We start from the raw sequence: 22,669 nt of genomic DNA on the forward strand, positions 1-22,669 counted from the left end.
TCCGTCGGCCCCGCAAGGGTTGCGTCGCACGCCCCCGGGGCTGCGGCCCGGACGCCGTACGGCATCCCGGTCGGGTGGCCGCTCATCCGGTGCCGATCGCACTCATTTGATCATCCGACGCGAGCGCCCATCTGTCCATAGCGCGTCACAGGTGAGCGGAGTGAGCACGGCCACGCCGTCCGTGTTCCCGCTGGACAACCCGGACACGCTTTGCCTTCCCATGGAATTTCGCTGGCGCATTCTTTGCGTACGGGACGGGTGTCGCGCGTGAGACGATGACCTTGAACGCACACCGTGGGGGTCTGATCCGTAACTTACGGTGCCGTAGGTACGATGCGGCCCATGACTGCGTCCGCTCCCGCCGCGCTCTCCCTGCCACACTCCGTCAAGCCCCGGCTCCGTGGCTGGCTGCACCTCGGGATGTTCCCGGCCGTGCTCATCGCGGGCCTGGTGCTCACCGCCCTCGCCGACTCCACCCGGGGACGGATCGCCTGTGGCATCTACGTCCTGACGGCATGCCTGCTCTTCGGGGTGAGCGCGCTGTACCACCGGGGGAACTGGAGCCCCCGGATGGACGGCATCCTGCGCCGCCTCGACCACGCCAACATCTTCCTGATCATCGCGGGCACCTACACCCCGCTCACCCTGCTGCTCCTGCCCGGCGCCAAGGGGCAGTGGCTGCTGTGGGGGATCTGGGGGGCCGCCGCCGCCGGGATAGTCTTCCGCGTCTTCTGGGTCGGCGCCCCGCGCTGGCTCTACACCCCGTGCTACATCGCCATGGGCTGGGCCGCCGTCTTCTTCCTGCCCGACTTCCTGCGCACCGGCGGCATCGCCGTCCTGGTCCTGGTGATCGTCGGCGGCCTCCTCTACAGCGCCGGAGGCGTGATCTACGGCATCAAGCGGCCGAACCCCTCACCGCGCTGGTTCGGCTTCCACGAGGTCTTCCACTCCTTCACCCTGGCCGCGTTCATCGTCCACTACGTCTGCATCTCGCTGGTGGCCTACCAGCACGCCTGAGCGGGAAACACGCTGCGATGGGGGCGGCCCGCCGTGCGATGCTGACGAGGTGAGCACACCCGGTATCCACGTCGAAGTCGCCCCTGAACTGCGCCTGTTCCTCCCCTCGGCGCGACGCGGCGCGGGGGTCTGCGAGGTCGGCGTCGACGGCGTCTCGACCCTCGGCCACCTCGTCGAGTCCCTCGGCATCCCCCTGACCGAGGTCGGCACCCTGCTCGCCGACGGCCACGAGGTACCGCCCGCACACCTCCCGGCACCGGGCGAGTCGGTGACCGTCCGCCCGGTCCCCCACCCCCAGCGGGTACCCGGCGCCCCGCTCCGCTTCCTCCTCGACGTCCACCTCGGCACCCTCGCGCGTCGGCTGCGCCTGCTCGGCGTGGACACCGCGTACGAGTCCCTCGACATCGGCGACCCGGCGCTGGCCGCGCGCTCCGCCGCCGAGCGGAGGGTCATGCTGAGCCGTGACCGCGGCCTGCTGCGCCGCCGCGAGCTGTGGGCCGGCGCGTACGTCTACAGCACCCGCCCCGAGGAGCAGCTCCGCGAGATCCTGGACCGCTTCGAGCCCGAGCTGCGCCCGTGGACGCGGTGCACCGCCTGCAACGGCCCGCTGCGCTCGGCTTCGGCGGAGGAGGTGGCGGACCGGCTGGAGGACGGTACGCGGAGGTCGTACGACGTTTTCGCGGCGTGCGCGGAGTGTGGGCGGGCGTACTGGAAGGGGGCGCACCATTCGCAGTTGGAGGCGATCGTCTCCCAGGCGATGGATCTCCGGCGGTCTTGAGGGCGCCATCCGGGGAGAGGGGGCGGGGAGCGTTGGCGGGTGCGGGCTCGATGTGGCTGGTCGCGCAGTTCCCCGCGCCCCTTTGGGCTGGCTGCCCTTCTCGGTGAGACCGGGGCCGGTCAGTTGGTATTGAGGGTTCTTCTCAGGGTTTCCGGGTCCGTGGTCGGGGTGTCGCAGGTGAAGTGGCGGCAGACGTAGGCCGCGGGTTCGCCGGAGACCAGGGGGCGGTCGGCGAGGAGGGGGAATCCCTCGGTGTTCGTGTCGCCTGCCGCGACCACCGCGCCGGGGGCGGTGCCGAGGAGGGCCGCGCGGTGGAGGGCGGCGGTTTTCGGGTCGGCGAGCGAGGGGCCCACGACGGCGATCTCGCGGGGACCGTCGAGGAGGGCCTCGGCGGCGGCGAGGCCCCAGCCGATGAACCTCGGGACGCGGGGGCCGAGTGTCGTGACGATGCCCAACGCCCGTTCAGCGGCGGTGCGGTGGGCCTCGGAGCCGGTGTGGGCGGCGTAGCTCAGCAGGGCGGCGGCCGCGGCGGTCCAGCCGGAGGGGGTGGCGTTGTCGGTGGGGTCCTGCGGGCGGCGGATCAGCTGCTCGGCGTCGGAGGCGGTGTCGTAGAGCGCGCCGGTCTCCGGGTCGGCGAAGCGGGCGAGCACCTGGTCGAGGAGCAGCCCGGCGAAGTCCAGCCAGACGCTCTCGCCGGTCACGGAGGCGAGCGCGAGGAAGCCCTCGGCGACGTCGGCGTAGTCCTCCAGGACCCCGGCGTTGGCACCGACCCGACCGTCCCGGCTGGTGCGGGCGAGGCGGCCGTTCTCGTCGAGGTGCACCCGGACCAGCAGGTCGGCGGCGGCCACCGCGGCCTCGATCAGGTCGGGGCGGCGGAAGTAGGCGCCGGTCTCGGCGAGCGCGGCGACGGCGAGGCCGTTCCAGGCGGCGACGACCTTGTCGTCCCGGCCGGGGGCGGGGCGCAGCGCGCGCTCGGCAAGCAGCCGCTCGCGGACTGAGGCGATCTGGTCCGCGTCGAACACGCCCTCCGTCTGAGGGAGTTGGAGGACGGACCGACCGTGCTCGAAGGTGCCCTCCTCGGTCACGCCGTAGTAGCGGGCGGCGAGTTCACCGTCCTTGTCGCCGAGTACCGCGCGCAGTTGCTCGGGCGTCCAGACGTAGTACGCCCCCTCGACGGAGCGGCCGGTGCCGTCGTCACTGTCGGCGTCCAGCGCGGAGGCGAACCCGCCCTGCTCGGTGCGGAGTTCGCGGACGAGGAAGTCGGCGGTCTCCAGCGCGACGCGGCGGGCGAGGGAGGAACCGGTGGTGCGCCAGAGATGGGCGTAAACCCGACAGAGCAGCGCATTGTCGTAGAGCATCTTCTCGAAGTGCGGCACGACCCAGTCGCGGTCGACGGAGTAGCGGGCGAAGCCGCCGCCGAGCTGGTCGTAGATACCGCCGCGTGCCATGCGCTCACTGGTGTCCTGGGCCATCTGCAGGGCGCCCTCGGAGCCGGTGCGGGCGTGGTGGCGCAGCAGGAACTCCAGCACCATGGACGGCGGGAACTTGGGCGCCCCGCCGAATCCGCCGCGCTGCGGGTCGTATTCCCGGGTGAGCCCGAGCAGCGCCTGCGACTGCTCGACGTCCCCCGGCGGCTCGGTCCCCTGCTGGACGATCTCCCGCTGCGCGAGATCCCGCACGATCTTCCCGGCGACCTCCCCGACCTCGTCCCGCCGGTCCTCCCACGCCAGCCGCACGCCCTCCAGCACCTGCCGGAACGACGGCATCCCGCTGCGGGGCCTGGGCGGGAAGTACGTACCGAAGTAGAACGGCTCGGCATCCGGCGTCAGAAACACGGTCATCGGCCACCCGCCCTGCCCGGTCGCCGCCTGCACCGCCTCCATGTACACGGCGTCGATGTCGGGCCGCTCCTCACGGTCGACCTTCACGCTCACGAAGTTCTCGTTGAGAAAGTCGGCGGTGTCCTGGTCCTCGAAGGACTCGTGGGCCATGACGTGGCACCAGTGGCACGCGGAATACCCGACGGACAACAGGATCGGCACGTCCCGCCGCCTCGCCTCCTCGAACGCCTCCGGCGACCAGGGGTACCAGTCGACCGGGTTGTCAGCGTGCTGCAGCAGATAAGGCGAGGTCACACCAGCCAGCCGGTTCATGCGATCCAGCCTCTCACAATGGCCGGTCGCGCCGGTGAGGCCGCACAAGCCCGGTCCCGCTCGGCCGGACCGCCCCGCTGCGCGCCATCGCGCTCTGGTGAATCGGACACCCTGGCATCACCGCCTGCTGCTGCCCGCTCCGCCCAGTGGTCCGGACGGCGACCACTACCGCCGATCCGGCTCCGGGGCATCCGGTTTTGCCTTCGCGTTACCCGCCACCGAGGGCCTTCTCAGCGTTATCAACAAACCCCCAGCTTATCTCAGGGTATTCACAGCGAACCTGTGCCGTTTTCGGCTTCCAGGGACACGCAAGGCGTGTAACTTCTTCGTTATCGGGTTCCGGACGCGGAATTCGATGGACCAGAAAGAACGCAACTTCAGGAGACGGAAATGAGCTTCAAGAAGCTTTCCCCGCTGCCCCCCAAGCCCAAGTCGAAGCTGCTCCCGCCGCCGCCCAAGCCGAAGCCGAAGAAGCACGCCCACAAGCCGGCCCCCAAGCCGCTTCCCGGCCACAACCACTGATCCGGCGCTGAGCCGAAGGGGGGCCGACGGTACACCGTCGGCCCCCTTTTCCCTGCCCAGCGACAGCGGGAGGTCCCTCTCATGACTTCGGCGATTCCCATGTCCGATGATTCCGAGGAATTCGAACACGAAATTCCCACAATCTCCGCCAGAACAGCATTTCGGCGTTTCTGGCCGCTCACCAAGGGGCTCAGAAAATGGCTGTTCGTCATCTGGGTGTGCACCATGCTCGCCGCGCTCGCCGAGACCGAGGCCATCCTGCTGTTCAGTGATCTCACCGATCACGCGCTGCAGAAGGGATCGCTCGCGGCATTCTGGAGCCCGGCCTGGAAATGGCTGGGAACGGCGGTGTTCGGCGCGATCGTCGCCTACGCGGGCAACTCGCTGGCCACCTGGGTGAGCGAGCGCTTCGTGATGCGACTGCGCGAGCATGTCTTCGACCACGTCCAGCGGCTGCCCCCGCACTTCTTCCAGCACCACCGCCAGGGCGATCTGCTCTCCCGGCTGACCGGCGACGTCGAGGCGATCGAGACCATGGTCGCCTCCGGCCTGGTGGGCGCGGCCTCGGCGGCCTTCTCCGCGCTCTTCTACGCGGCCGCCGCGTTCTGGCTGCGCTGGGACCTGGCCGCCGCCACCTTCGTCCTCGCGCCGCTGTTCTGGCTGGCCGCCCGGCGCTTCTCCGGATCGATAAGGAAGGTCTCCCGGGAAGGCCGCGTCGCCGACGGGGCGATCATCTCGGTGGTGGAGGAGTCCCTCGGCAACATCGTCCTCACCCAGGCGTACGACCGCAGGGACGCCGAGCGCCGCAGGCTGCACCGGGAAGCGGGCGCCTGGTTCCGCGCCTCCGTCCGCTCCAGCCGTCTGAACGAGGCGTACGAACAGCTGGTCCAGGTCATCGAGACGGTCTGCGTGCTCGCGGTGATCGGCATCGGCGCCTGGGAGATCTCCACCGGCCGCATGACGCTGGGCCAGCTCCTCGCCTTCGCGGCCTTCCTCGGCTACCTCTACCCGCCCGTGCGCGGGCTCGCCCAGCTCGGCCTCACCGTCACGGCCGCCACCGCGGGCGCCGAACGGCTCGTCGAGGTCCTCGACGCGCAGCCCTCGGTCGCCGACCCCCGTCAGGAGACGGAGGCCGGCCGCCCGGACGGAACGGTCGAGGTCCGGGGCGTCTCCTTCCGCTACCCGGGCGCCGCGAGGACCGCCCTGACCGGCCTGTCCTTCACGGTCAGCCCCGGCGAGCTGGTGATCATCACGGGCCCGAGCGGCGCGGGCAAGTCCACGGTGTCCAAGCTGCTGCTCCGCTTCTACGACCCGGACGCGGGCGACATCCTCCTGGACGGCGTGCCGCTGCGCGACTTCCCGCTGGCCCGGCTGCGCGAGTACGTCACCCTGCTGCCGCAGGAGACCCTCGTCCTGCACGACACGGTGCGTGCCAACATCGCGTGCGGCCGCCCCGGCGCCAGCGCGGGGGCCATCGAGGCGGCGGCGCGGGCGGCCGACGCCCACGACTTCATCACCCGGCTCCCCGACGGCTACGACACCGAGGTCGACCCGAACTCGGCCCGGCTCTCCGGCGGCCAGTTCCAGCGCCTGGCCATCGCGCGCGCCATCCTGCGCGACGGCCCCGTCCTGGTCCTGGACGAGCCGACCACGGGCCTGGACTCGATGGCGGCCCGCAGGATCGTACGGCCGCTGCGCCGCCTGATGGCGGGCCGCACCACCATCATGATCACCCACGATCTGAACCTCGCCCCCGACGCGGACCGTATCCTCGTCGTGGACCGCGGCCGGATCGTGGAGACCGGCCGCCATCACGAACTCCTCGCCCGGGGCGGGGCGTACGCGCGGCTGCACCGCTCGCAGAACAACGCCGTCATGGACACGGGTGAACTGCGCATGCCGGTGTGGGAGGACGTGCCGTCGTGAGCCGCGAGGCGGCCCGGCCCGAATCCCACATCCGGCTCACAGGGTCGGCACAGCGCGCGCCCACCCCCGTGCCACACGGTACGGGGGTGACATCTGCCCTGCATACGACCTCGCCCGCTTCCCCCGACCGGGAGCCACCGGCCCCACCCGTCCCCGCGGAGGAGAAGACCCCCCGCTGGGCGCTGCCCGCCCTGGGCGTGATCCTCGTCCTGGCGGCGGTGCTGTACAGCTGGAACCTGTCCGGCTCCAGCCTCAACAGCTTCTACAGCGCCGCGATCTACAGCGGCACGAAGAGCTGGAAGGCGTGGTTCTTCGGCTCGCTGGACGCACAGAACTTCATCACCGTCGACAAGCCGCCGTTCGCGCTGATGGTGATGGGCCTGTCGTGCCGCATCCTCGGCTTCGGCACCTGGCAGATGATGCTGCCCGAGGTGCTCGCCGCGCTCGGCTCGATCACGATCCTGCACACCTCGGTGAAGCGCTCCTTCGGCCACGTCGCGGCGACAATCGCCGCACTCGCCCTCGCCCTCACCCCCATCACGGTCGCGATCAACCGGGACAACAACCCCGACACGATCCTCTCGCTGCTGATGGTCTCCGGCGCGGCCCTCGCGCTGCGCGCCACCCGTGACGGGAGGCTGCTGCCGCTGCTCGGCTCGGCCGCGTGCTTCGGCCTCGCCTTCAACACCAAGATGCTCCAGGGCTGGATCGCCCTGCCCGCCGTGTTCGCCGTCTACCTGATCGCGTCGCGGCTCGGCTGGGCGCAGAAGGCCGCGCAGCTGGGTCTTGCCGCAGTCGTACTCGTCGTCTCCAGCTTCTGGTGGGCGGTCGCCGTCTCCCTGGTTCCCGCCTCCGAGCGCCCGTACATCGGCGGCTCCACCGACGGCAGCGCCTGGGACCTGATCATGGGCTACAACGGCCTGGGCCGGATTCTCGGCGGCGACGGCAACGGCGGGGGCGGCGGAGGCGGGATGGGCGGTGGCCAGATGGGCGGCGGCTTCTCCGGCACCGCGGGCCTCGGCCGGCTGTTCAACGACACCCTCGGCGGCCAGATCTCCTGGCTGATCCCGTTCGCCGCCCTCTCCCTCGTCGCCGGTCTGGTCCTGTACCGGCGCGCCCCGCGCACCGACATCGCCCGCGCCGCGCTGATCCTGTGGGGCGGCTGGTCCGTGCTCCACTACGTGACCTTCGCCATGGCCGAGGGCACGATGCACCCGTACTACACGACCGCCCTCGCCCCGGGCCTCGCGGCGCTGACCGGCGCGGGCTGCGTCCTCCTGTGGCGTGCCTTCCGCAGCGGCGACGCCCGCTGGACATGGGTGCTGCCCGCCGGGGTCCTGATCACCGCGGGCTGGGCGATCGTCCTGCTCCGCCGGGCCACCGACTGGAACACCTGGCTGTGGCCGCTCGTCGGCGTCCTCGCGGTCCTGGGGGTCGTCGGCCTGTACGTCTTCCGGTCCGGCAGCCGGGCGCGCCTGCTGGGCGCGTCGGTGGTGGCGGCCCTCGTCGCCGGCCTGGCCGGTCCCACGGCCTACGCGGTCTCCCCCGCCTTCGGCTCCTCCGGCGGCGGCATGGGAGGCGGCATGGGAGGCGTGAACCCGACGGCAGGACCGTCCACCGGCGGCTTCGGGGGCTTCGGCGGCCGGGGCGGGATGCCGGGCGGCTCCGCGTCGGCCACGGGCCGGGCGAACGGCGAGTTCCCGGGCGGCGGCGAGTTCCCCGGCGGCGGCGAAATGCCGAACGGCGGCGGCTTCCCGGGCGGCGGACAGATGCCGGGCGGTGGCGAGATGCCGAACGGCGGCCAGCTGCCGAACGGGGGAGAAATGCCCAGCGGCGGCTTCGGCGGCGGCAACGGCGAGATGCCCGGCGGCGGCCAGCTGCCGAACGGCGGCGAAATGCCGAACGGCGGCTCCGGCGGCGCGAAGGGCGGCGAGTTCCCCGGCGGGGGCGAGATGTCCCGTGGCGGCTTCGGCGGTGGCGGCTTCGGCGGCGGTCCCGGCGGTACGGCGGACACCAAGCTGATCTCGTACCTGGAGAAGCACCAGGACGGCGCCAAGTGGCTGATCGCTGTCTCCAACTCGCAGTCGGCGGGCCAGATGATCCTCAGCTCCGGCCGGCCGGTCATCTCGATGTTCGGCTTCATCGGCACCGACAAGGCGATGACGCTGGACAAGCTCAAGGACCTGGTCGGGAAGGGCGAGCTGCACTACGTCCAGGTCGGCGGCGGCATGGGCGGCTTCGGCGGCATGGGCGGCGGCGACAACCTGAGCCAGCAGATCACCCAGTGGGTGGAGAAGCACGGGACGAAGGTGAACGAGAGCGCGTACGGCGGGAAGTCGTCGTCCGAGGCGAAGTCCTCCGCCACGTCCTCTTCGAAGTCCGCCGAGTCCTCGGAGAAGTCCACGGAGAAGTCCTCGGAGAAGTCCACGTCGCAGCAGAACCAGTCGGCCGTCTACCGCCTGGACCCGTCCGACGTCGGCTGACCCCGCACACCCGAGCCCGCCCCGCACCGCGGCGACCATCCGATCGCCGCCCCCTCGCGCTCACACCCCGCCCGAAGGACACTCGTAGCCAACGGAGTTGTCGCCGGAGGGGGACGGGACGTGCGGGACGGGCATCGGGTGGAGGCGGAGCGGCTGGTGGTGCGGGCCGTGGAGGAGGAAGTGCGGCGGTCGGGGGGACGGGCCGACGCGCAGGCACTGTTGGCGCGGGCGCGGGACGGGCTGGACGGGATGGCGGTCGCGGCGGAGGAGGAGTACGCGGCGTACACGCGGGCGCTGGACGCGTCGGAGGGCGGGGTCAGTTTCAAACAGCGGTATGCGAAGGAGGGGGCCGGAACTCCCCTGGTGGTGGCGTCCGTTGCCGCCGTCGCGGCCGCAGTCGCCGATCTGTCCCTCGGCACCGGCGCGGGTACGGCGCTCGGTACGGGCGTCGTCGTGGGGGTGGCCGGGGCCGCCACGACCGTCGTGAAGGTGGCCGGCGCGCATCTGCCCGCCGCGCATCACCGCAAGGGCGCGGCCGGACAGCCGGGCGGGCCCGAGCAGTTGCGGTTGCAGTGGCTGACTGCGCTGGAGGTGCGCGGCATCCGGCCCTTCCTGGATCAGCAGCGGATGCTGAGCGCCGCGCAGGGCGCGCAGAAGCAGAAGAAGGGCGCCCCCTCGCTGCGCGGCGCGGACAAGAGCGCGGCGGCCAGGCGGCGTACGGTCCTTGAGCAGTCGTTCGGGCAACTCCCCGACAAGGAAGGCGTGTTCGCGGGACGGCGGCAGGAGCTGGCGCGGATCGCCCAGTGGGCGCAGGCGGCCCGCGCGGCCACGGAGACCCGGCCGACGGTGGTCGTGCTGCACGGGGAGCCCGGTTCGGGCCGCAGCGCGCTCGCGGTGCGCGCGGCGCACGAGCTGCGCGACCACTTCCGGGGCGCGGTCGTGGTGGACCTGCGCGGCGACGGCCGCGAGGCGCCCCCGCTGTCCACCCGCGACGCCCTGCTGCATCTGCTCAACCGCCTCGGTGCGCCCCGCGAGCAGTTGCTGTTCCGCGAGCACGCCTCCACCGAGCAACAGGTCAGGCGGCTGGCCGAGTTGTACCACCGGCAGCTGACCGGCCTGCCGGTGACGATCGTCCTGGACGACGCCTCGGACCCGGAGCAGGTGGCCGAGCTGCTGCCGGAGCGGTCCGACAGTCTGGTCCTGGTCACCGCCCGCGCCCCGCTGGCGCTTTCCGATGAACTGCCCGCCTGGGTGCACCAGTTGTCGGTGAACGCGCTGGACTCCGCCGCCTCCGAGGAGCTGCTGAACGCGGCCGCGCAGGACCGAACGGAGCCCTACGACGCCGAATCCGTCGAAAAAATAGGGGAGTTGTGCGGCGGACTCCCGCTGGCGCTGCGCTGCGCGGGCTCCGCCCTCGGCCCCCGCACCCCGCATCAACTCGCCGCGGATCTGGGGGCGTACGGCCCGGTCGGGCCGGTGGAGCGGGCGCTGTGGCTGCGCTACGCCGACCAGTCCGAGGACGCCCGCAGACTGCTGCGCCGTCTCGCGCTGGCCGGGCGGGCCTCGCTCGGCGTGGCGGCCGCCGCCGCGCTGCTCGCCACCGACGAGGAGGAGGCCGGACGGCAGCTCGCCGCGCTCACCCGCGCGGGCCTGATCGACCATGTGCGCGGCAGCCGCTACCGGCTGCACGACCTGGTGCGCGCCTTCGCTCAGGCCCGGCTGCTCGACGAGGAGGACCCGGCGGAGCGCACGGCGGCCCAGGAGCGGCTGATCGTGAACTACGCGGAGCTGGCCGACTCGGTGCTGCGTCTGGTCGACGGCAACATGTCGACCCGCTCGGACCGCTTCGGCTCGCACGGCTTCACCTCCCTGGAGGAGGCGCTGCGCTGGCTGGACGACGAGACCAGCTTCATCACGGCCACGCTGCGCCGCGCGGAGGGCGTCGACCAGGGCGCCGTGCTCAACCTGCTCGGCGCCCTGTGCGACTACTGCCTGCTGCGCGGCGACCTCTACCGCCTCGGCGAGATCAACGAGCTGGCGCAGGCCGTCGACGAGGGCCTCCTCGTCCGCTCGGTGCAGTGGCGTACCGGCATCGCGGCCCGTCAGCTCGGCGAGCTGGACAAGGCGCGCACCACCCTGGCCTCGGTCGTGGACCTGTACCGGGAGGCCCACCACGACGCGGGCGCCGCCCGTGCCCTGTGCTCGCTCGGCATCACCCTGCACCACCAGGGCAACCTGACCGAGGCGGCGGCCCGGCTCCAGGAGGCCCTGGATCTCCAGGCGGCCCCGCAGCTGGCGACGGACCGCGCCTGGACGATGCACGCGCTCGGCGCCGTCCAGCGCGACCGGGCCCGCGTGCCCGAGGCCCTGGACCTGCTGGAGCGCTCCCTGGTGCTGCACCGCGCAAACGGCTCCCTGCACGGCGAGGCCTGGGCCCACTACCAGCTCGGCCAGCTCGCCCTGCGCCTCGGCGACGTACCGCGCGCGGAGACGGAGCTGCGGGCCGCCCTGGAGCGCTACGGCCGGACCCGCGACGCGCGCGGCGAGGCGTGGGCGCTGACGCAGCTGGGCCGGGTCCGGCTGTTCGACGGCGACGCCTCGGCCGCCGTCGAGGCACTGCGCCGGGCCGCCGCCCGGCACGTGGAGAACGAGGACGCGCGCGGCGAGGCGTGGACCCTCTTCCACCTCGGCCAGGCCCTGGAGGAGACCGGTGACCTGGACCGGGCGGTGCGGGAGCTGGAGCGCTCGCGCACGATGTTCTCCCGGATGCGGGACGTCTACGGCCTCGCCTGCGCCCGGCACCACTCGGCCCGGGTCACCCGGGACCAGCGGGCCGCGCAGACCGGCTCGCTGCGCAACTCCGGCTTCGCCCGTCAGCTGCTGATGGACGCCCGCGCCGACTTCCAGCGCATCGGCCTCGCACACGGCGAGGCGTGGACCTGCCTGGAGCTGGCGGTGGTGGACGCGGGCAACGGCCGTACGGGGCAGGCGCTGGCGCTGTGCGACGAGGCGCTGCCCCTGTTCACGTCGTACGGCGACCGGCGCGGCGAGGACTGGGCGCGCTTCCTGCGCTGCACACTGCTGCCGTACGCGGCGCCGGGCGGCGTGGAGGTGGGTACGGCGGTGGCGCAGGAGGAGCTGGCACGGCTGATCGGCGCCGCGCACCCGCTGCGCGACGGCAGGCTGGCCGAGTGCGCCCCGGCGTACGCCCTGCTGCTGGAGCGCGGGGTCACCCTGGAGACGGGCTGGCAGGCGTGGCCGCTGCGCATGACCCCGGACCGCCACGCCCGGGAGGTGATGGGGGTGACGGTGCCGGAGAAGGGTTAGCCCTGCTGCGGTTCGGTCCGGGCGGCGGTGCCGCCCGTGCCGGACTCCTCCGGCTCGGGGGCCTCCTTGAAGTCGACCCTGCGCATGTGCTTGCTCATCGACTTCATCAGGCCCCACACCGCCAGGGCCATCACCGCGAACACGATGAAACCGAGGACACCGGGGGTGACCTTGTTCTCGTCGACCTCCTTGGCGAGGGGGACGAGATGCGCCACTGCCAGGCTCACGCTTGCACTCATGTCAGGCATTGTCGCGGATGCCCGCGAAGAGGTCGTCCTCGGGGAGGGAGGTGTCCACGAGCGACTTCGCGAGCTCGTACTCCTCCGTCGGCCAGACCTCCTTCTGGAGCTCCATCGGGACCTTGAACCAGCCGCCGTCGGGGTCGATCTGCGTGGCGTGGGCGATCAGCGCCTTGTCGCGCACCTCGAAGAAGTCCGCGCACGGAACATGCGTGGTCAGCGTGCGCTCGACCCGCTCGAACTCGTTCCAGCGCTTGAGCCAGTCCCCGTACGGCGACTCCAGGCCGCGGTCCAGCATCGCCTGGTGCAGGGCCTCGGTGCGGGGGCGGTTGAAGCCCTGGTTGTAGTAGAGCTTCAGCGGCTGCCAGGCCGGACCGAACTCGGACTCGGGGTACTTCTCGGTGTCCGCCGCGCCCTCGAACGCCACCATCGTGATCTTGTGGGTCATGATGTGGTCGGGGTGCGGGTAGCCGCCGTTCTCGTCGTAGGTGGTGATCACCTGCGGACGGAAGGCACGGATCTTGCGCACCAGCTCGCCGGCCGCCTTGTCGACGTCCTCCAGGGCGAAGCAGCCCTCCGGCAGCGGGGGCAGCGGGTCGCCCTCGGGCAGGCCGGAGTCGACGAAGCCCAGCCACTCCTGGCCGACGCCGAGGATCTCGCGGGCCTCGTCCATCTCCTTCTTGCGGACCTCGTGGATGTGCTCCTCGATGTAGGCGTCACCCTGGAGCTTGGGGTTGAGGATGGAGCCGCGCTCTCCACCGGTGCAGGTCACCACCAGCACGTCCACCCCCTCGGACACGTACTTCGCCATGGTGGCCGCGCCCTTGCTCGACTCGTCGTCGGGGTGCGCGTGGACGGCCATCAGTCGCAGCTGGTCAGTCAAGACTCGTTCCTTGTTAAGTCGGCGCCCCGCGTCATGGGGGCTGTCAACAGGTGCCGTCCCGGCGGGACGTCGTCCAGGGGCGGCGGTCGGCGGGCATGCGGGCGGCTTCTATAGTGACCGAATCGGGGGGCGAATAATTCCGCGGAGAGGACGATCATGGGTACGGCGAGCGCGGAGCTCCCCCAGGGCCGCTACGGCCGCTCCTCGGACGAGCGCACCGACCGCACGCTCAAGATCGCCGGCTGGGTCCTCGGCGCGCTGGTGCTCGCGCTGGTCGGCTGGTTCGCGTACTACTACGTCGCCAAGAACGAGATCAGCGCCCAGGTGATCACCTTCCAGGCCGAGGGCGACACGGTCAAGGTGCATCTCGAGGTCCACAAGGACTCCGGCGTCGACGGCTACTGCACCCTGCGCTCCCAGTCCGCGGACGGCGCCGAGGTGGGCCGGGCGGACTTCCCCTTCACGGGTGCGGCCACGCGCGTGGACAAGGTCGTCACGCTGCGTACGACGGCGAGGGGTACGACGGCCGAGCTGCTGGGCTGCCACACCCGCTGATCCGGGCCCCGCTGCCCCTTCTGCTCCCCCCATCCCCCCTTCACCCGGAATGAGTACGGGCTGAGCTGGGACGACGCGATTCTGGTGGCTTATGTCCTCCCCCTTTCGCCCCTGAATTGTTAGGCTCGTGGTTTCGCCCATCCAACGGGGAACATTCTTCTGGGTAGGGCGATGCTTTGTATTCCCAGTACCGACGAGGAGCACCCTGTGACCCAGACCAGCGAGAACGTCACCTGGCTGACCCAGGAGGCGTACAACAAGCTCAGGAGCGAGCTTGAGTACCTTACTGGTCCTGCGCGCACGGAGATCGCGGCCAAGATCGCGGCGGCGCGTGAGGAGGGCGACCTGCGCGAGAACGGCGGGTACCACGCGGCCAAGGAGGAACAGGGCAAGCAGGAGCTGCGCGTGCGTCAGCTGACCCAGCTCCTGGAGAAGGCCCAGGTGGGCGAGGCCCCCGCCTCCACCGACGGTACCGTCGCGCCGGGCATGGTCGTCACGATCGCCTTCGACGGCGATGAGGACGACACGCTGGCGTTCCTGCTCGCCTCGCGCGAGTACGCCAGCTCCGAGATCGAGACCTACTCGCCGCAGTCCCCGCTGGGCTCCGGTGTCATCGGCCACAAGGTCGGCGAGAACGCGGAGTACGAGCTGCCGAACGGCAAGAAGGCCTCGGTGAAGATCCTGAAGGCCGTGCCGTACTCGAGCTGACCCCGGCCGTCGACATGACGGAGCCCCCGGTGCCATCAGGCGCCGGGGGCTCCGTCGTGTCCCGGAGTCGGGAGCGGTCTACTTGAGGTAGACGATTCCGTCCGTGGTGACGGTGGGACGGCCGGCCGTGGCCTTCACGACGATCCTGAGGGTGTGCTTCGCGGCGGTGGGCCAGGTCCTGGTCCAGAGGGCGTTGCGGTAGGCCGTGGCCGTGGACCTGAGGTCGGCGGTGGTGACCCACTTGCCGTCCACGTAGATGTCCGCCTGGCCGGAGGCCGTGGCCCGGGAGACCACCCAGGCGACGGAGCGGCCGGTGAACGTCCAGGTCAGGGAGGCGTTCTTGGCGCCCGCGGCCAGGGAGCGACCGCCGAGGTAGCTGGTGGAGGACTTGGTGGTCCAGGTGCCGGTCCGGGTGGCCGAGGTCTCCTGGAGGATCACCGGGGTCCCCGCGACCGAGGCGGCGGCGGAGTTGCCGACGGCGTCGTACGCCCGCAGCGCCCAGGTCGTGGCGGCGCCGGACTTGGCGGTGTGCGCCGCGCTGGTCACCGTCGGACCGTAGGTCTTCGCCAGCGGGGCGGTGAGCCGGGTCTCCTTCAGGGAGACGCTGTCGGCGGCCTTCCAGCCGAGGGTCAGCGGGACGGCGGTGGTGTTGACCGTGCCGGTCCGCAGGGCCAGGTTCGGCTTGGTGGTGAAGACGGGCGCGGTGGTGTCGACGACCACGGTCCGCGCGGTGCTCGTGGCGATGCGGCCGGACTGGTGGACGGCCCTGACCTGCACCTGGTGAGTGCCCGAGGCGAGGGTCAGCTTGGCGGAGGTCGCGCTGCCCGTGGCCGTGGCGGCCTTCTTGCCGTCGACGAGGACCTCGTACGACGAGACGAGCGCCGCCGGAGTGGTCGCGGACCAGGTCACCGTGACCGGGCCGTTGGTGTACGGCGTCGTGCCGACCGTGGCCGTGCCGGTGACCGTGCGCAGCTGCAGGCCGGTGACAGGGCCGGCGGCCAGGGCGCGGACGGTGCCGAGGGCGGCGTAGAAGGCGTCACCGGGGCACAGGGTGTTGTAGCCGTCGCGGTGGCCGTGGATCGCGGGGAGGGTCATCTCCTCGCCCGGGCCCCAGGTCCGGCCCGCGAGGTTCTGGCCGGGAAGGGCGGTGGTGAGGGTGACGGTCGCGTCCGGCTGGACGCCGTACTGGCCCAGCTTCCACGCGGCGAGACGGGCGACCGAGGTCAGCGCGACCGTCGGGGGCGCGGCGTCGACATAGGTGCCGAGGACGGCGATGCCGGTGGTCTGCGAGTTGAAGCCGTACGCGTGCGCGCCGACGACCGGGAGGTCGACCCCGCCCTTACGGCCCTCGTAGATCGTCCCGCACTTGTCGACGACGAAGTTGTAGCCGAGGTCCTTCCAGCCCAGGCCCGTCACGTCGTACGTGTAGATCGCGTTGATGATCGAGGGCGCCTCGGCGCAGGTGTAGTCGTTGGTCGAGGCGGTGTGGTGGACGACCACCGCCTTGATCTTCCCGTCGATGTAGGCGGGCGCCTCCGGGCTGATCGATTCGTCCGCGTTCCAGCCCGAGCGGGGGACGATCGCCGGCCGGGGGACCGTGGAGGACGGGGCGGTGGGCACGGGCGCCGAGGGAGAGGGCGACTCGGTCGCCGTCTCGCTGGGAGCGGCACTCTCGGTGGCCGGGGGCGGGTCGGCAGGCGACTGCGACGGCTCCTCCGGCGCGGACTCGGAGTCCGTGGGCGAGGGCTCGGCGGTGCTCGCCTCGGGCGGCGCGGGTTCCGTGGCGGTGTCGGTCGGCTCGTCGGACGCCAGCGGCGGCGGGTCGGAGACGACGGGGTCGGCCGTGTCGTCGGGGCCGTCCGCGACATAGGCGGCGGGCTCGGCGTCACCGCCGTCCGCGCCCGTCCTGTCACCACCGGTCGAGATCATGTCGAGGCGGAGCCCCGCGGGCAGCTTCGAGACGCCCCTGCCCTCGACCCGTACCTCGGCGGCGTCGGAGAGCCCGACCCACGCGGGCTCGGTACCGCCGCGCGCGGCGCTCTGCGGTCCGGCGCCGCTGTCACTGTCGACGGGCATCCAGGACGACCACGTCCCGGACCGTACGGACCGGGACCGTACCTCCACCTTGCCGACCAGCCTGGCGGAAGGTTTCTGCCAGCTGACCCCGAGCATGCTGAACGGCTCGGCGCCCCGCTGGACGAGCGTCGCGGCCTTCCCGTCCCCGCTCAGCTTCAGCCCGGCCGACCGCACATGACCGCGTACGGGCCCGGCGTCACCGCCCTTCGCGTCGTCCCCGGAGGTCCCGCCCACCCCCTGCACGACCAACGTCCCGCACACAGCCGCCGCGACGACCGCGCCCGTCCCCCACCAACGACGTCTCATACCGCTTCGGATGCCTTCCCTCGATCATCGACACAGGAGCCCACATGCTCTCCCCACCCCTGCGAGGGAGTGGTGAAAGAAATGTAAAGGCGATCATCGATGTATCCGACACGCGTATGCCACTCAGGGTTGTACGGCGCTTCGCGGCACGGCTCTTCGTTCGTGGGGTGAATCCGGGTCCGTACCGCGTCAGTCGAGGATCACGTACCCCGACTCCCGCAGGACACGGGCGACTTCGGCGCAGTGCTCCGGCCCCTTGGTCTCCAGGTGCAGCTCCACCTCCGCCTCGCTGAGGCCGAGCCGGGGGTCGGTGCGGATGTGGCTCACGTCGAGCACGTTGGCGTCGGCCTCGGACAGGACGGCGAGCAGGGTGGCCAGCGCGCCGGGGCGGTCGGTGAGGCGGAGCCGGACCGCGAGGTAGCGGCCCTGCGCGGCCATGCCGTGCCGCAGCACGCGCTGCATCAGCACCGGGTCGACGTTGCCGCCGGAGAGCACCGCGACGACCGGTCCCGGGAAGCCGCCGGGGTCGCCGAGCAGCGCGGCGACCGGGCTGGCCCCGGCCGGTTCCACGACCAGCTTGGCCCGCTCCAGACACAGCAGCAGTGCGGCGGAGAGCTGGTCCTCGCCGACCGTGCGCACCTCGTCGACCAGGTCGCGCACGATCTCGAACGGCACTTCGCCGGGTGTGCCCACCTTGATGCCGTCGGCCATGGTGGCCGGGTGCGGCACGGTCACCGGGCGCCCGGCGGTCAGCGAGGGCGGATAGGCCGCCGCGCCCTCCGCCTGCACGCCGATGATCCGCACGTCGGGACGCACCGACTTCACCGCGACCGCGATCCCGGCCGCGAGTCCCCCGCCGCCCATGCCGACCACGATCGCGCCCACCTCGGGGCACTGCTCCAGGATCTCCAGGCCGACCGTGCCCTGTCCGGCGATGATGTCCGGGTGGTCGAAGGGGTGGATGAACACCGCGCCGGTCGCGGCCGCGTACTCCTGCGCGGCGGCCAGCGTCTCGTCCACGACCTGGCCGTGCAGGCGCACCTCCGCGCCGTACTCCCGGGTGGCGCTGATCTTGGGCAGCGGGGCGCCCTTCGGCATGAACACCGTGGAGTGCACGCCGAGCAGCGAGGAGGCCAGCGCGACGCCCTGGGCGTGGTTGCCCGCGCTCGCGGCGACCACTCCGGCGGCGCGTTCCTCGGGGAGGAGCCCGGCGATGCGGACGTAGGCGCCGCGCAGTTTGAACGAGCCGGTGCGCTGGAGGTTCTCGCACTTGAGGTGGACCGGGGCGCCGACCTGGCGGGACAGATGACGGCTGCCCTCCATGGCGGTCACGCGGGCCACGCCCGAGAGCATTTTCTGGGCTCCGCGCACGTCGTCGAGGGTGACGGAGCGCAAGGAGCCGGCCGTGCCGTAGCTCATGCCTCCAGTCTCGCAGTTCACACCCGCACACGAGGGCACGGCCCGCCCCGAAGACCGGTTTCCCCAGGGCCCGTACGGGCCGGGGCCGGGCCGCGTACCCTGTCCCCCAACCCAGCCAGCCCTTCATGAAGCGAGCCTCCGGCCATGCCCACAACACCTGATATGTCGATGGACATGACGACCGTCGGTGACACCGGCCTCCTCGACACGCTCCAGCACGAGGTGGCGGTCTTCGCCCGGCGCGCCGAACAGACCCGGCTCGGTGGGGTCGGCCAGGTCCGCAACTCCATGGACCGTGCCGCGTATCTGCTGCTCAACCGCCTCGACAACGAGGGCCCCATGGGGGTCAAGGCGCTCGCCGCGAGCATGGGCATCGACTCCTCGACGGTGACCCGGCAGGTGGCCCCGCTGGTGGAGTCGGGGCTCGTCAAGCGGACCTCGCACCCCGAGGACGGGCGCGCGGTGGTGCTCCAGCTGTCCCCGCGCGGCACCAACCGGCTCGCCGAGGTACGCACCTCGCGGCGGCAGCTGATGGCCGAGCTGACCCGGGACTGGACGGCGGTGGAGCGCGAGGAGTTCTGCGCACTGCTCACGCGCTTCAACACCGCGCTCTCCGCCCGCATGATGCCTCCGGCGCAGCCGCCCGCCGTCTCCTGAGCGCGGGAGTCCCGATCCGTCGAGCGCGGGAGTCCCGATCCGTCGAGTGCGGGAGCCCCGATCCGTCGCCGTCGCGGCTCTTGACCCCGGGCCGTACCGGGCATCGGATGAGAGCGGGCCCATGACGGCGGGCCGGACCGGGCTTCGTACCGGACCGGTCAGGGGGGAGGCGCGGTGCGCGGTCGGCAGCCGGCGCGGAACGCCCGCCGGGACGGCGAGTTCACGGCGTTCACCACGGGCACCGGGGTACGGCTGCTGCGCGTGGCGACCCTGCTCACCGCCGAGCCGCCGGACGCCAACCCCCGCGCGCGGCGCCTGCTGACGCTGGCCCTCGCCCACGCCTACGCCCACTGGGACCGGCCGCCCGGCGAGGACCCCTACGAGCGGACGCGCGCGCATCTCGCGGTGCGCTTCGCGCGCGGGAACTGGTACCGCCGCCCGCCCCTCGTCCGCCCGGAGGGTCCGCTGGCCGCCCTCACCCCGCAGGAGCGACTGGTGCTGGTGCTGCGACGGTACGAGGAGGTCGGAGAGGAGCAGACGGCGGCGCTGCTGGGGCTGCCCGCCGAGCGGGTGTACAGGATCTGCGAGCGCGCGACGGTCCGCGTGCTGCGTCCGCCGCCTCCGGCCCCGGGGCGCGAGGTGGTGCGCCGGGCGCCGTCCTGGGCTCGGGGCGCGGGGCGGCCCTCGTGAGCCGGGCCGAGCGGAAGGCCGCCGTACGACGGCTCATGGAGCGCGTGCCGGTCGTCGTGCCGCCGGGGCTGTACGCCGACGCGCTGGGGCGGGGTGCGCGGGCGCTGCGGCGCGGGCGGCTGGCGCGCCGGGCGCTGGGGCTGCTGCTGTGCGCGGCGGCGGTGGCGTTCGTGGTGTGGGCGGCGCGGACACAGCCGTGGGTGGAGCCGCCGTCGCGGACGACTCCACCCGTGCGGGGCTGGTGAGCCGGGGTGCCCTTGTCGGGCCCCGCCTACTTGCCGAGGGCCTGCTTACTTGCCGAGGGCCTGCTTCAGGTCCTCCACCAGGTCGTCCGCGTTCTCGATGCCGACGGACAGGCGCACCAGGTCGGCCGGGACCTCCAGGGGCGAACCGGCGGCCGAGGCGTGGGTCATCCGGCCCGGGTGCTCGATCAGCGACTCGACACCGCCGAGGGACTCGCCGAGGGTGAAGATCTTGGTGCGGTTGCAGACCTCGACCGCCGCCTCCTCGCCGCCCTCGACGCGGAAGGAGATCATGCCGCCGAACGCGCGCATCTGCTTGGCGGCGACCTCGTGGCCGGGGTGCTCGGGCAGGCCCGGGTAGAGCACGCTGGTCACGCGCGGGTGCCGGGAGAGCATGTCGGCGATCTTCGTGGCGTTCTCGCTGTGGCGGTCCATGCGCACGGCGAGGGTCTTGGTGCCGCGCAGCACCAGCCAGGAGTCGAAGGGACCGGCGACGGCGCCCATCGCGTTCTGGTGGAAGCCGATCTCCTCGCCCAGGCCCTCGTCGGCGACGATCAGCGCACCGCCGACCACGTCCGAGTGACCGCCCATGTACTTGGTCAGCGAGTGCACGACGACGTCCGCGCCCAGCGACAGCGGCTGCTGGAGGTACGGCGTGGCGAAGGTGTTGTCGACGACCAGCTTGGCCCCGGCGGCGTGCGCGACCTGCGCGACGGCGGCGATGTCGGTGATGCCGAGCAGCGGGTTGGAGGGGGTCTCCACCCAGACGGCCTTGGTCTTCGGGGTCATCGCGGCGCGCACGGCGGCCGGGTCGCTGGTGTCGGCGACGGACCACTCCACGCCCCAGCGGGTGGCGACCTTGGCGAACAGCCGGAAGGTGCCGCCGTAGGCGTCGTTCGGGATCACCACGTGGTCACCGGGGGCGAGCAGCGTGCGCAGCAGCGTGTCCTCGGCCGCGAGGCCGGAGGCGAACGCGAAGGCGCGCCGGCCGCCCTCCAGCGCGGCGAGGTTCTCCTCCAGTGCCGTCCTGGTCGGGTTGGCGCTGCGGCTGTACTCGTAACCGCCGCGCAGCCCGCCGACGCCGTCCTGCTTGTAGGTCGAGACCTGGTAGATGGGCGGGACGACCGCGCCGGTGAGGGGATCGGCGGTGTTGCCCGCGTGGATCGCCAGAGTCTCGAAGTGCTCGCTGATGTGCCTGTCGCTCATGTGTACCGAGCGTAATGCGCTCGCGGGGGTGATGCCGGACGCGAGGGGCCGTGCCCTGTTGCGGGAAGTTTTCGGCGGCGGTCGCTTGCGGGGTTTCGGCGGCGGTCGCGTGCGGAGTTTTCCACAGGCGGGCCGAGGGGGGTTGGCCAAGTGTCGGGCTCGTCTGGTTCGCTTGTGGCATGGCGATTCTCTGGCTGCTGATGGCGCTGCTCATGCTGTGCTTCGTGCTGCTCCCGTTCCGGCGGCGCAGGCGCGGGCTCGAGCAGGTGCACCCCGGGCACCCGGACGCCGCCGACCCGGCGCGCTACGGCTTCGTGCGCCAGGAGGAGCTGGACGTGCGGATGCCGGGCCCCGACGAGGACCTGCTGGAGGTCCTCGACCTGGTGCAGCGCACGGGTGACTACCGCGCGGCGGCCCAGCTGCTGACGGGCACCGAGGCCGGGAGCGAGACGCGCTGGCAGCGGGTGCAGGCGTTCGCGGGCGCGGCCGCGCTGGAGCTGCAGCAACGGCCCGGCGGGGTGCACGAGACGCCGGGCGGCCAGTGGCTCAGGGTGTGGCGGACCGAGCAGCCGAAGGACGCGGGCGGCGCGGCGGTGCACGCGGAGTTCCTGGTGCAGCAGGCGTGGCGTACGTCGGTGCCGGGCACGGACGACTTCCGGATCATCATGGAGGAGGCCCGGGACGCCTGCGCCCAGGCGGCGCTGCTGGCCCCCGGCGACCCGGTGCCGTACATCGTCGAGCTGTCCGTCGCGCGCGGCCTCGGCTACTCGCGCGAGGAGTTCGACCAGCTCTGGCTGAAGATCCTGGACCGCGCCCCGCATCACATGGGCGCGCATCTGGCCGCGCTGCACCACTGGTGCGAGAAGTGGCACGGCTCGCGCGAGGCGGCGTACGACTTCGCCGAGGCCGCCGCGGCCCGCGCGCCCCAGGGCTCGCTGCTGTCCGCGCTGCCGCTCTTCGCGGTCTTCGAGCATCTGCCCGAGGTCAACCTGGTCGCGGGTTTCTACCAGAGCGAGGTCGTCACCAAGGCGATGCACGGCGCACTGCACGCGGTGTCCTCCGCCCGCGCGGACGACCCGGTGCGGGCGCACGTCCGGCATCTGCTGACCTTCTTCCTGGTGCGCGCCGAGCGCTGGGCGGAGGCCATGGACCAGCTGGTGCACGTGGACGGCCACGTCGGAGCGCTGCCGTGGACCCTGTCGGCCGACCCGGCGGCGGAGTTCGCGCTGTACCGCGCGGTGGCGGTCGCGGGGTTCGAGGCCAACGGGGGAAGCCCGGCGAACCTGCCGGGCTGACACCACCTCGGGTCAACCCTGGGCTGACCTGACCCGGAATCAAGATTGCCGCGCTGACCTGCGTTAAGGCATACTCCGCTTGCCTCGGCCTTTGCGCTCGCTTTGCCGTGGGCCGCTCCGAGTCCCCCCACACTCACCGGCGGCGCCGTTCACCCGGCACCGCCATGTCCGCGTATCTCTCGGTTTC

General features: G+C 72.2%; 18 protein-coding genes. 12 read left to right on the top strand and 6 right to left on the bottom strand.

All coding sequences use genetic code 11. The annotated features are described in order from the left end of the window. Positions 1–333 precede the first annotated feature (333 nt). Both AB0E91_RS06545 and AB0E91_RS06550 read left to right on the top strand, forming a co-directional pair. On the top strand, positions 334–1,017 hold the full coding sequence (locus AB0E91_RS06545) for a hemolysin III family protein (protein ID WP_361776149.1): 684 nt from the start codon (positions 334–336) through the stop codon (positions 1,015–1,017). A gap of 49 nt (positions 1,018–1,066) precedes the next feature. Beyond that, positions 1,067–1,795, top strand: coding sequence for a Mut7-C RNAse domain-containing protein (locus AB0E91_RS06550; RefSeq protein ID WP_361776152.1), 729 nt, complete (start codon positions 1,067–1,069; stop codon positions 1,793–1,795). A 119-nt stretch (positions 1,796–1,914) separates the two neighbouring features. Here AB0E91_RS06550 and AB0E91_RS06555 read toward each other — a convergent pair whose 3' ends face one another. Continuing rightward, positions 1,915–3,948, bottom strand: coding sequence for a thioredoxin domain-containing protein (locus AB0E91_RS06555; protein WP_361776155.1), 2,034 nt, complete (start codon positions 3,946–3,948; stop codon positions 1,915–1,917). 390 nt (positions 3,949–4,338) lie between these two features. Between AB0E91_RS06555 and AB0E91_RS06560 the strand changes: the two genes are divergently transcribed. The 4 genes from AB0E91_RS06560 to AB0E91_RS06575 all read left to right on the top strand — a co-directional run bounded on the left by AB0E91_RS06560 (position 4,339) and on the right by AB0E91_RS06575 (position 12,206). Further along, positions 4,339–4,470 carry a hypothetical protein gene (locus AB0E91_RS06560; RefSeq protein ID WP_361776158.1) on the top strand — a complete coding sequence of 44 codons (132 nt, stop codon included), beginning with the start codon at positions 4,339–4,341 and terminating at the stop codon, positions 4,468–4,470. 99 nt (positions 4,471–4,569) lie between these two features. After that, positions 4,570–6,396 (top strand): ABC transporter ATP-binding protein, encoded by a 1,827-nt coding sequence (locus tag AB0E91_RS06565; protein ID WP_361776161.1) that lies wholly within the window; start codon positions 4,570–4,572, stop codon positions 6,394–6,396. Between the two features lie 86 nt (positions 6,397–6,482). Continuing rightward, the gene (locus tag AB0E91_RS06570) at positions 6,483–8,879 is read left to right on the top strand and encodes a glycosyltransferase family 39 protein (protein ID WP_361776163.1); all 2,397 of its coding nucleotides are present in this window, start codon (positions 6,483–6,485) and stop codon (positions 8,877–8,879) included. 120 nt (positions 8,880–8,999) lie between these two features. After that, positions 9,000–12,206, top strand: a complete 3,207-nt coding sequence (locus AB0E91_RS06575; RefSeq protein WP_361776166.1) for a tetratricopeptide repeat protein — start codon at positions 9,000–9,002, stop codon at positions 12,204–12,206. Here the strand turns inward: AB0E91_RS06575 and AB0E91_RS06580 are convergent. Both AB0E91_RS06580 and mca read right to left on the bottom strand, forming a co-directional pair. Continuing rightward, positions 12,203–12,454, bottom strand: a complete 252-nt coding sequence (locus AB0E91_RS06580; RefSeq protein WP_361776169.1) for a hypothetical protein — start codon at positions 12,452–12,454, stop codon at positions 12,203–12,205. The genes AB0E91_RS06575 and AB0E91_RS06580 overlap by 4 nt on opposite strands. Continuing rightward, a complete protein-coding gene (gene mca / locus AB0E91_RS06585) occupies positions 12,447–13,328 on the bottom strand; it encodes a mycothiol conjugate amidase Mca (protein WP_361776172.1) in 882 nt (293 codons plus the stop codon). Before mca ends, AB0E91_RS06580 begins: the two co-directional genes overlap by 8 nt. 156 nt (positions 13,329–13,484) lie before the next feature. On the opposite strand from mca, the gene AB0E91_RS06590 reads away from it, so the two are divergent. Both AB0E91_RS06590 and greA read left to right on the top strand, forming a co-directional pair. Next, positions 13,485–13,883 (top strand): DUF4307 domain-containing protein, encoded by a 399-nt coding sequence (locus AB0E91_RS06590; RefSeq protein ID WP_361776175.1) that lies wholly within the window; start codon positions 13,485–13,487, stop codon positions 13,881–13,883. 207 nt (positions 13,884–14,090) lie between these two features. Then, positions 14,091–14,591 carry a transcription elongation factor GreA gene (gene greA, locus AB0E91_RS06595; RefSeq protein WP_361776178.1) on the top strand — a complete coding sequence of 167 codons (501 nt, stop codon included), beginning with the start codon at positions 14,091–14,093 and terminating at the stop codon, positions 14,589–14,591. A gap of 78 nt (positions 14,592–14,669) precedes the next feature. Here the strand turns inward: greA and AB0E91_RS06600 are convergent, their stop codons facing one another. After that, positions 14,670–16,973: an N-acetylmuramoyl-L-alanine amidase gene (locus tag AB0E91_RS06600; RefSeq protein ID WP_361776181.1), complete on the bottom strand. Its 2,304-nt coding sequence runs from the start codon at positions 16,971–16,973 to the stop codon at positions 14,670–14,672. 189 nt (positions 16,974–17,162) lie between these two features. After that, positions 17,163–18,392 (bottom strand): threonine ammonia-lyase, encoded by a 1,230-nt coding sequence (gene ilvA, locus AB0E91_RS06605; RefSeq protein WP_361776184.1) that lies wholly within the window; start codon positions 18,390–18,392, stop codon positions 17,163–17,165. A gap of 162 nt (positions 18,393–18,554) precedes the next feature. Between ilvA and AB0E91_RS06610 the strand changes: the two genes are divergently transcribed. The 3 genes from AB0E91_RS06610 to AB0E91_RS06620 all read left to right on the top strand — a co-directional run bounded on the left by AB0E91_RS06610 (position 18,555) and on the right by AB0E91_RS06620 (position 19,984). Continuing rightward, a complete protein-coding gene (locus AB0E91_RS06610) occupies positions 18,555–19,049 on the top strand; it encodes a MarR family transcriptional regulator (protein ID WP_361777321.1) in 495 nt (164 codons plus the stop codon). A 174-nt stretch (positions 19,050–19,223) separates the two neighbouring features. After that, complete coding sequence (locus AB0E91_RS06615) at positions 19,224–19,739, top strand: sigma factor-like helix-turn-helix DNA-binding protein (RefSeq protein ID WP_361776187.1); 516 nt, start codon at positions 19,224–19,226, stop codon at positions 19,737–19,739. Then, the gene (locus AB0E91_RS06620) at positions 19,736–19,984 is read left to right on the top strand and encodes a hypothetical protein (RefSeq protein WP_361776190.1); all 249 of its coding nucleotides are present in this window, start codon (positions 19,736–19,738) and stop codon (positions 19,982–19,984) included. The genes AB0E91_RS06615 and AB0E91_RS06620 overlap by 4 nt, the downstream gene beginning before the upstream one ends. A gap of 45 nt (positions 19,985–20,029) precedes the next feature. Here the strand turns inward: AB0E91_RS06620 and AB0E91_RS06625 are convergent, their stop codons facing one another. Beyond that, on the bottom strand, positions 20,030–21,187 hold the full coding sequence (locus AB0E91_RS06625; RefSeq protein ID WP_361776192.1) for a cystathionine gamma-synthase: 1,158 nt from the start codon (positions 21,185–21,187) through the stop codon (positions 20,030–20,032). Positions 21,188–21,366: 179 nt separating this feature from the next. On the opposite strand from AB0E91_RS06625, the gene AB0E91_RS06630 reads away from it, so the two are divergent. Then, on the top strand, positions 21,367–22,482 hold the full coding sequence (locus tag AB0E91_RS06630) for a hypothetical protein (protein ID WP_361776195.1): 1,116 nt from the start codon (positions 21,367–21,369) through the stop codon (positions 22,480–22,482). The last annotated feature ends 187 nt before the right edge of the window (positions 22,483–22,669 follow it).

Origin of the sequence: Streptomyces sp. NPDC026659 (genome assembly GCF_040638245.1) — a bacterium.
Classification (GTDB): domain Bacteria; phylum Actinomycetota; class Actinomycetes; order Streptomycetales; family Streptomycetaceae; genus Streptomyces.

Excerpts from the sequence above, each read along its gene's own strand:
- AB0E91_RS06630 (WP_361776195.1), top strand. The coding sequence starts at position 21,367 with ATGGCGATTCTCTGGCTGCTGATGGCGCTGCTCATGCTGTGCTTCGTG.
- AB0E91_RS06555 (WP_361776155.1), bottom strand. The coding sequence starts at position 3,948 with ATGAACCGGCTGGCTGGTGTGACCTCGCCTTATCTGCTGCAGCACGCT.
- AB0E91_RS06610 (WP_361777321.1), top strand. The coding sequence starts at position 18,555 with ATGTCGATGGACATGACGACCGTCGGTGACACCGGCCTCCTCGACACG.
- AB0E91_RS06600 (WP_361776181.1), bottom strand. The coding sequence starts at position 16,973 with ATGAGACGTCGTTGGTGGGGGACGGGCGCGGTCGTCGCGGCGGCTGTG.
- AB0E91_RS06590 (WP_361776175.1), top strand. The coding sequence starts at position 13,485 with ATGGGTACGGCGAGCGCGGAGCTCCCCCAGGGCCGCTACGGCCGCTCC.
- AB0E91_RS06545 (WP_361776149.1), top strand. The coding sequence starts at position 334 with ATGCGGCCCATGACTGCGTCCGCTCCCGCCGCGCTCTCCCTGCCACAC.
- AB0E91_RS06565 (WP_361776161.1), top strand. The coding sequence starts at position 4,570 with ATGTCCGATGATTCCGAGGAATTCGAACACGAAATTCCCACAATCTCC.
- AB0E91_RS06625 (WP_361776192.1), bottom strand. The coding sequence starts at position 21,187 with ATGAGCGACAGGCACATCAGCGAGCACTTCGAGACTCTGGCGATCCAC.
- AB0E91_RS06560 (WP_361776158.1), top strand. The coding sequence starts at position 4,339 with ATGAGCTTCAAGAAGCTTTCCCCGCTGCCCCCCAAGCCCAAGTCGAAG.
- AB0E91_RS06580 (WP_361776169.1), bottom strand. The coding sequence starts at position 12,454 with ATGCCTGACATGAGTGCAAGCGTGAGCCTGGCAGTGGCGCATCTCGTC.
- ilvA (WP_361776184.1), bottom strand. The coding sequence starts at position 18,392 with ATGAGCTACGGCACGGCCGGCTCCTTGCGCTCCGTCACCCTCGACGAC.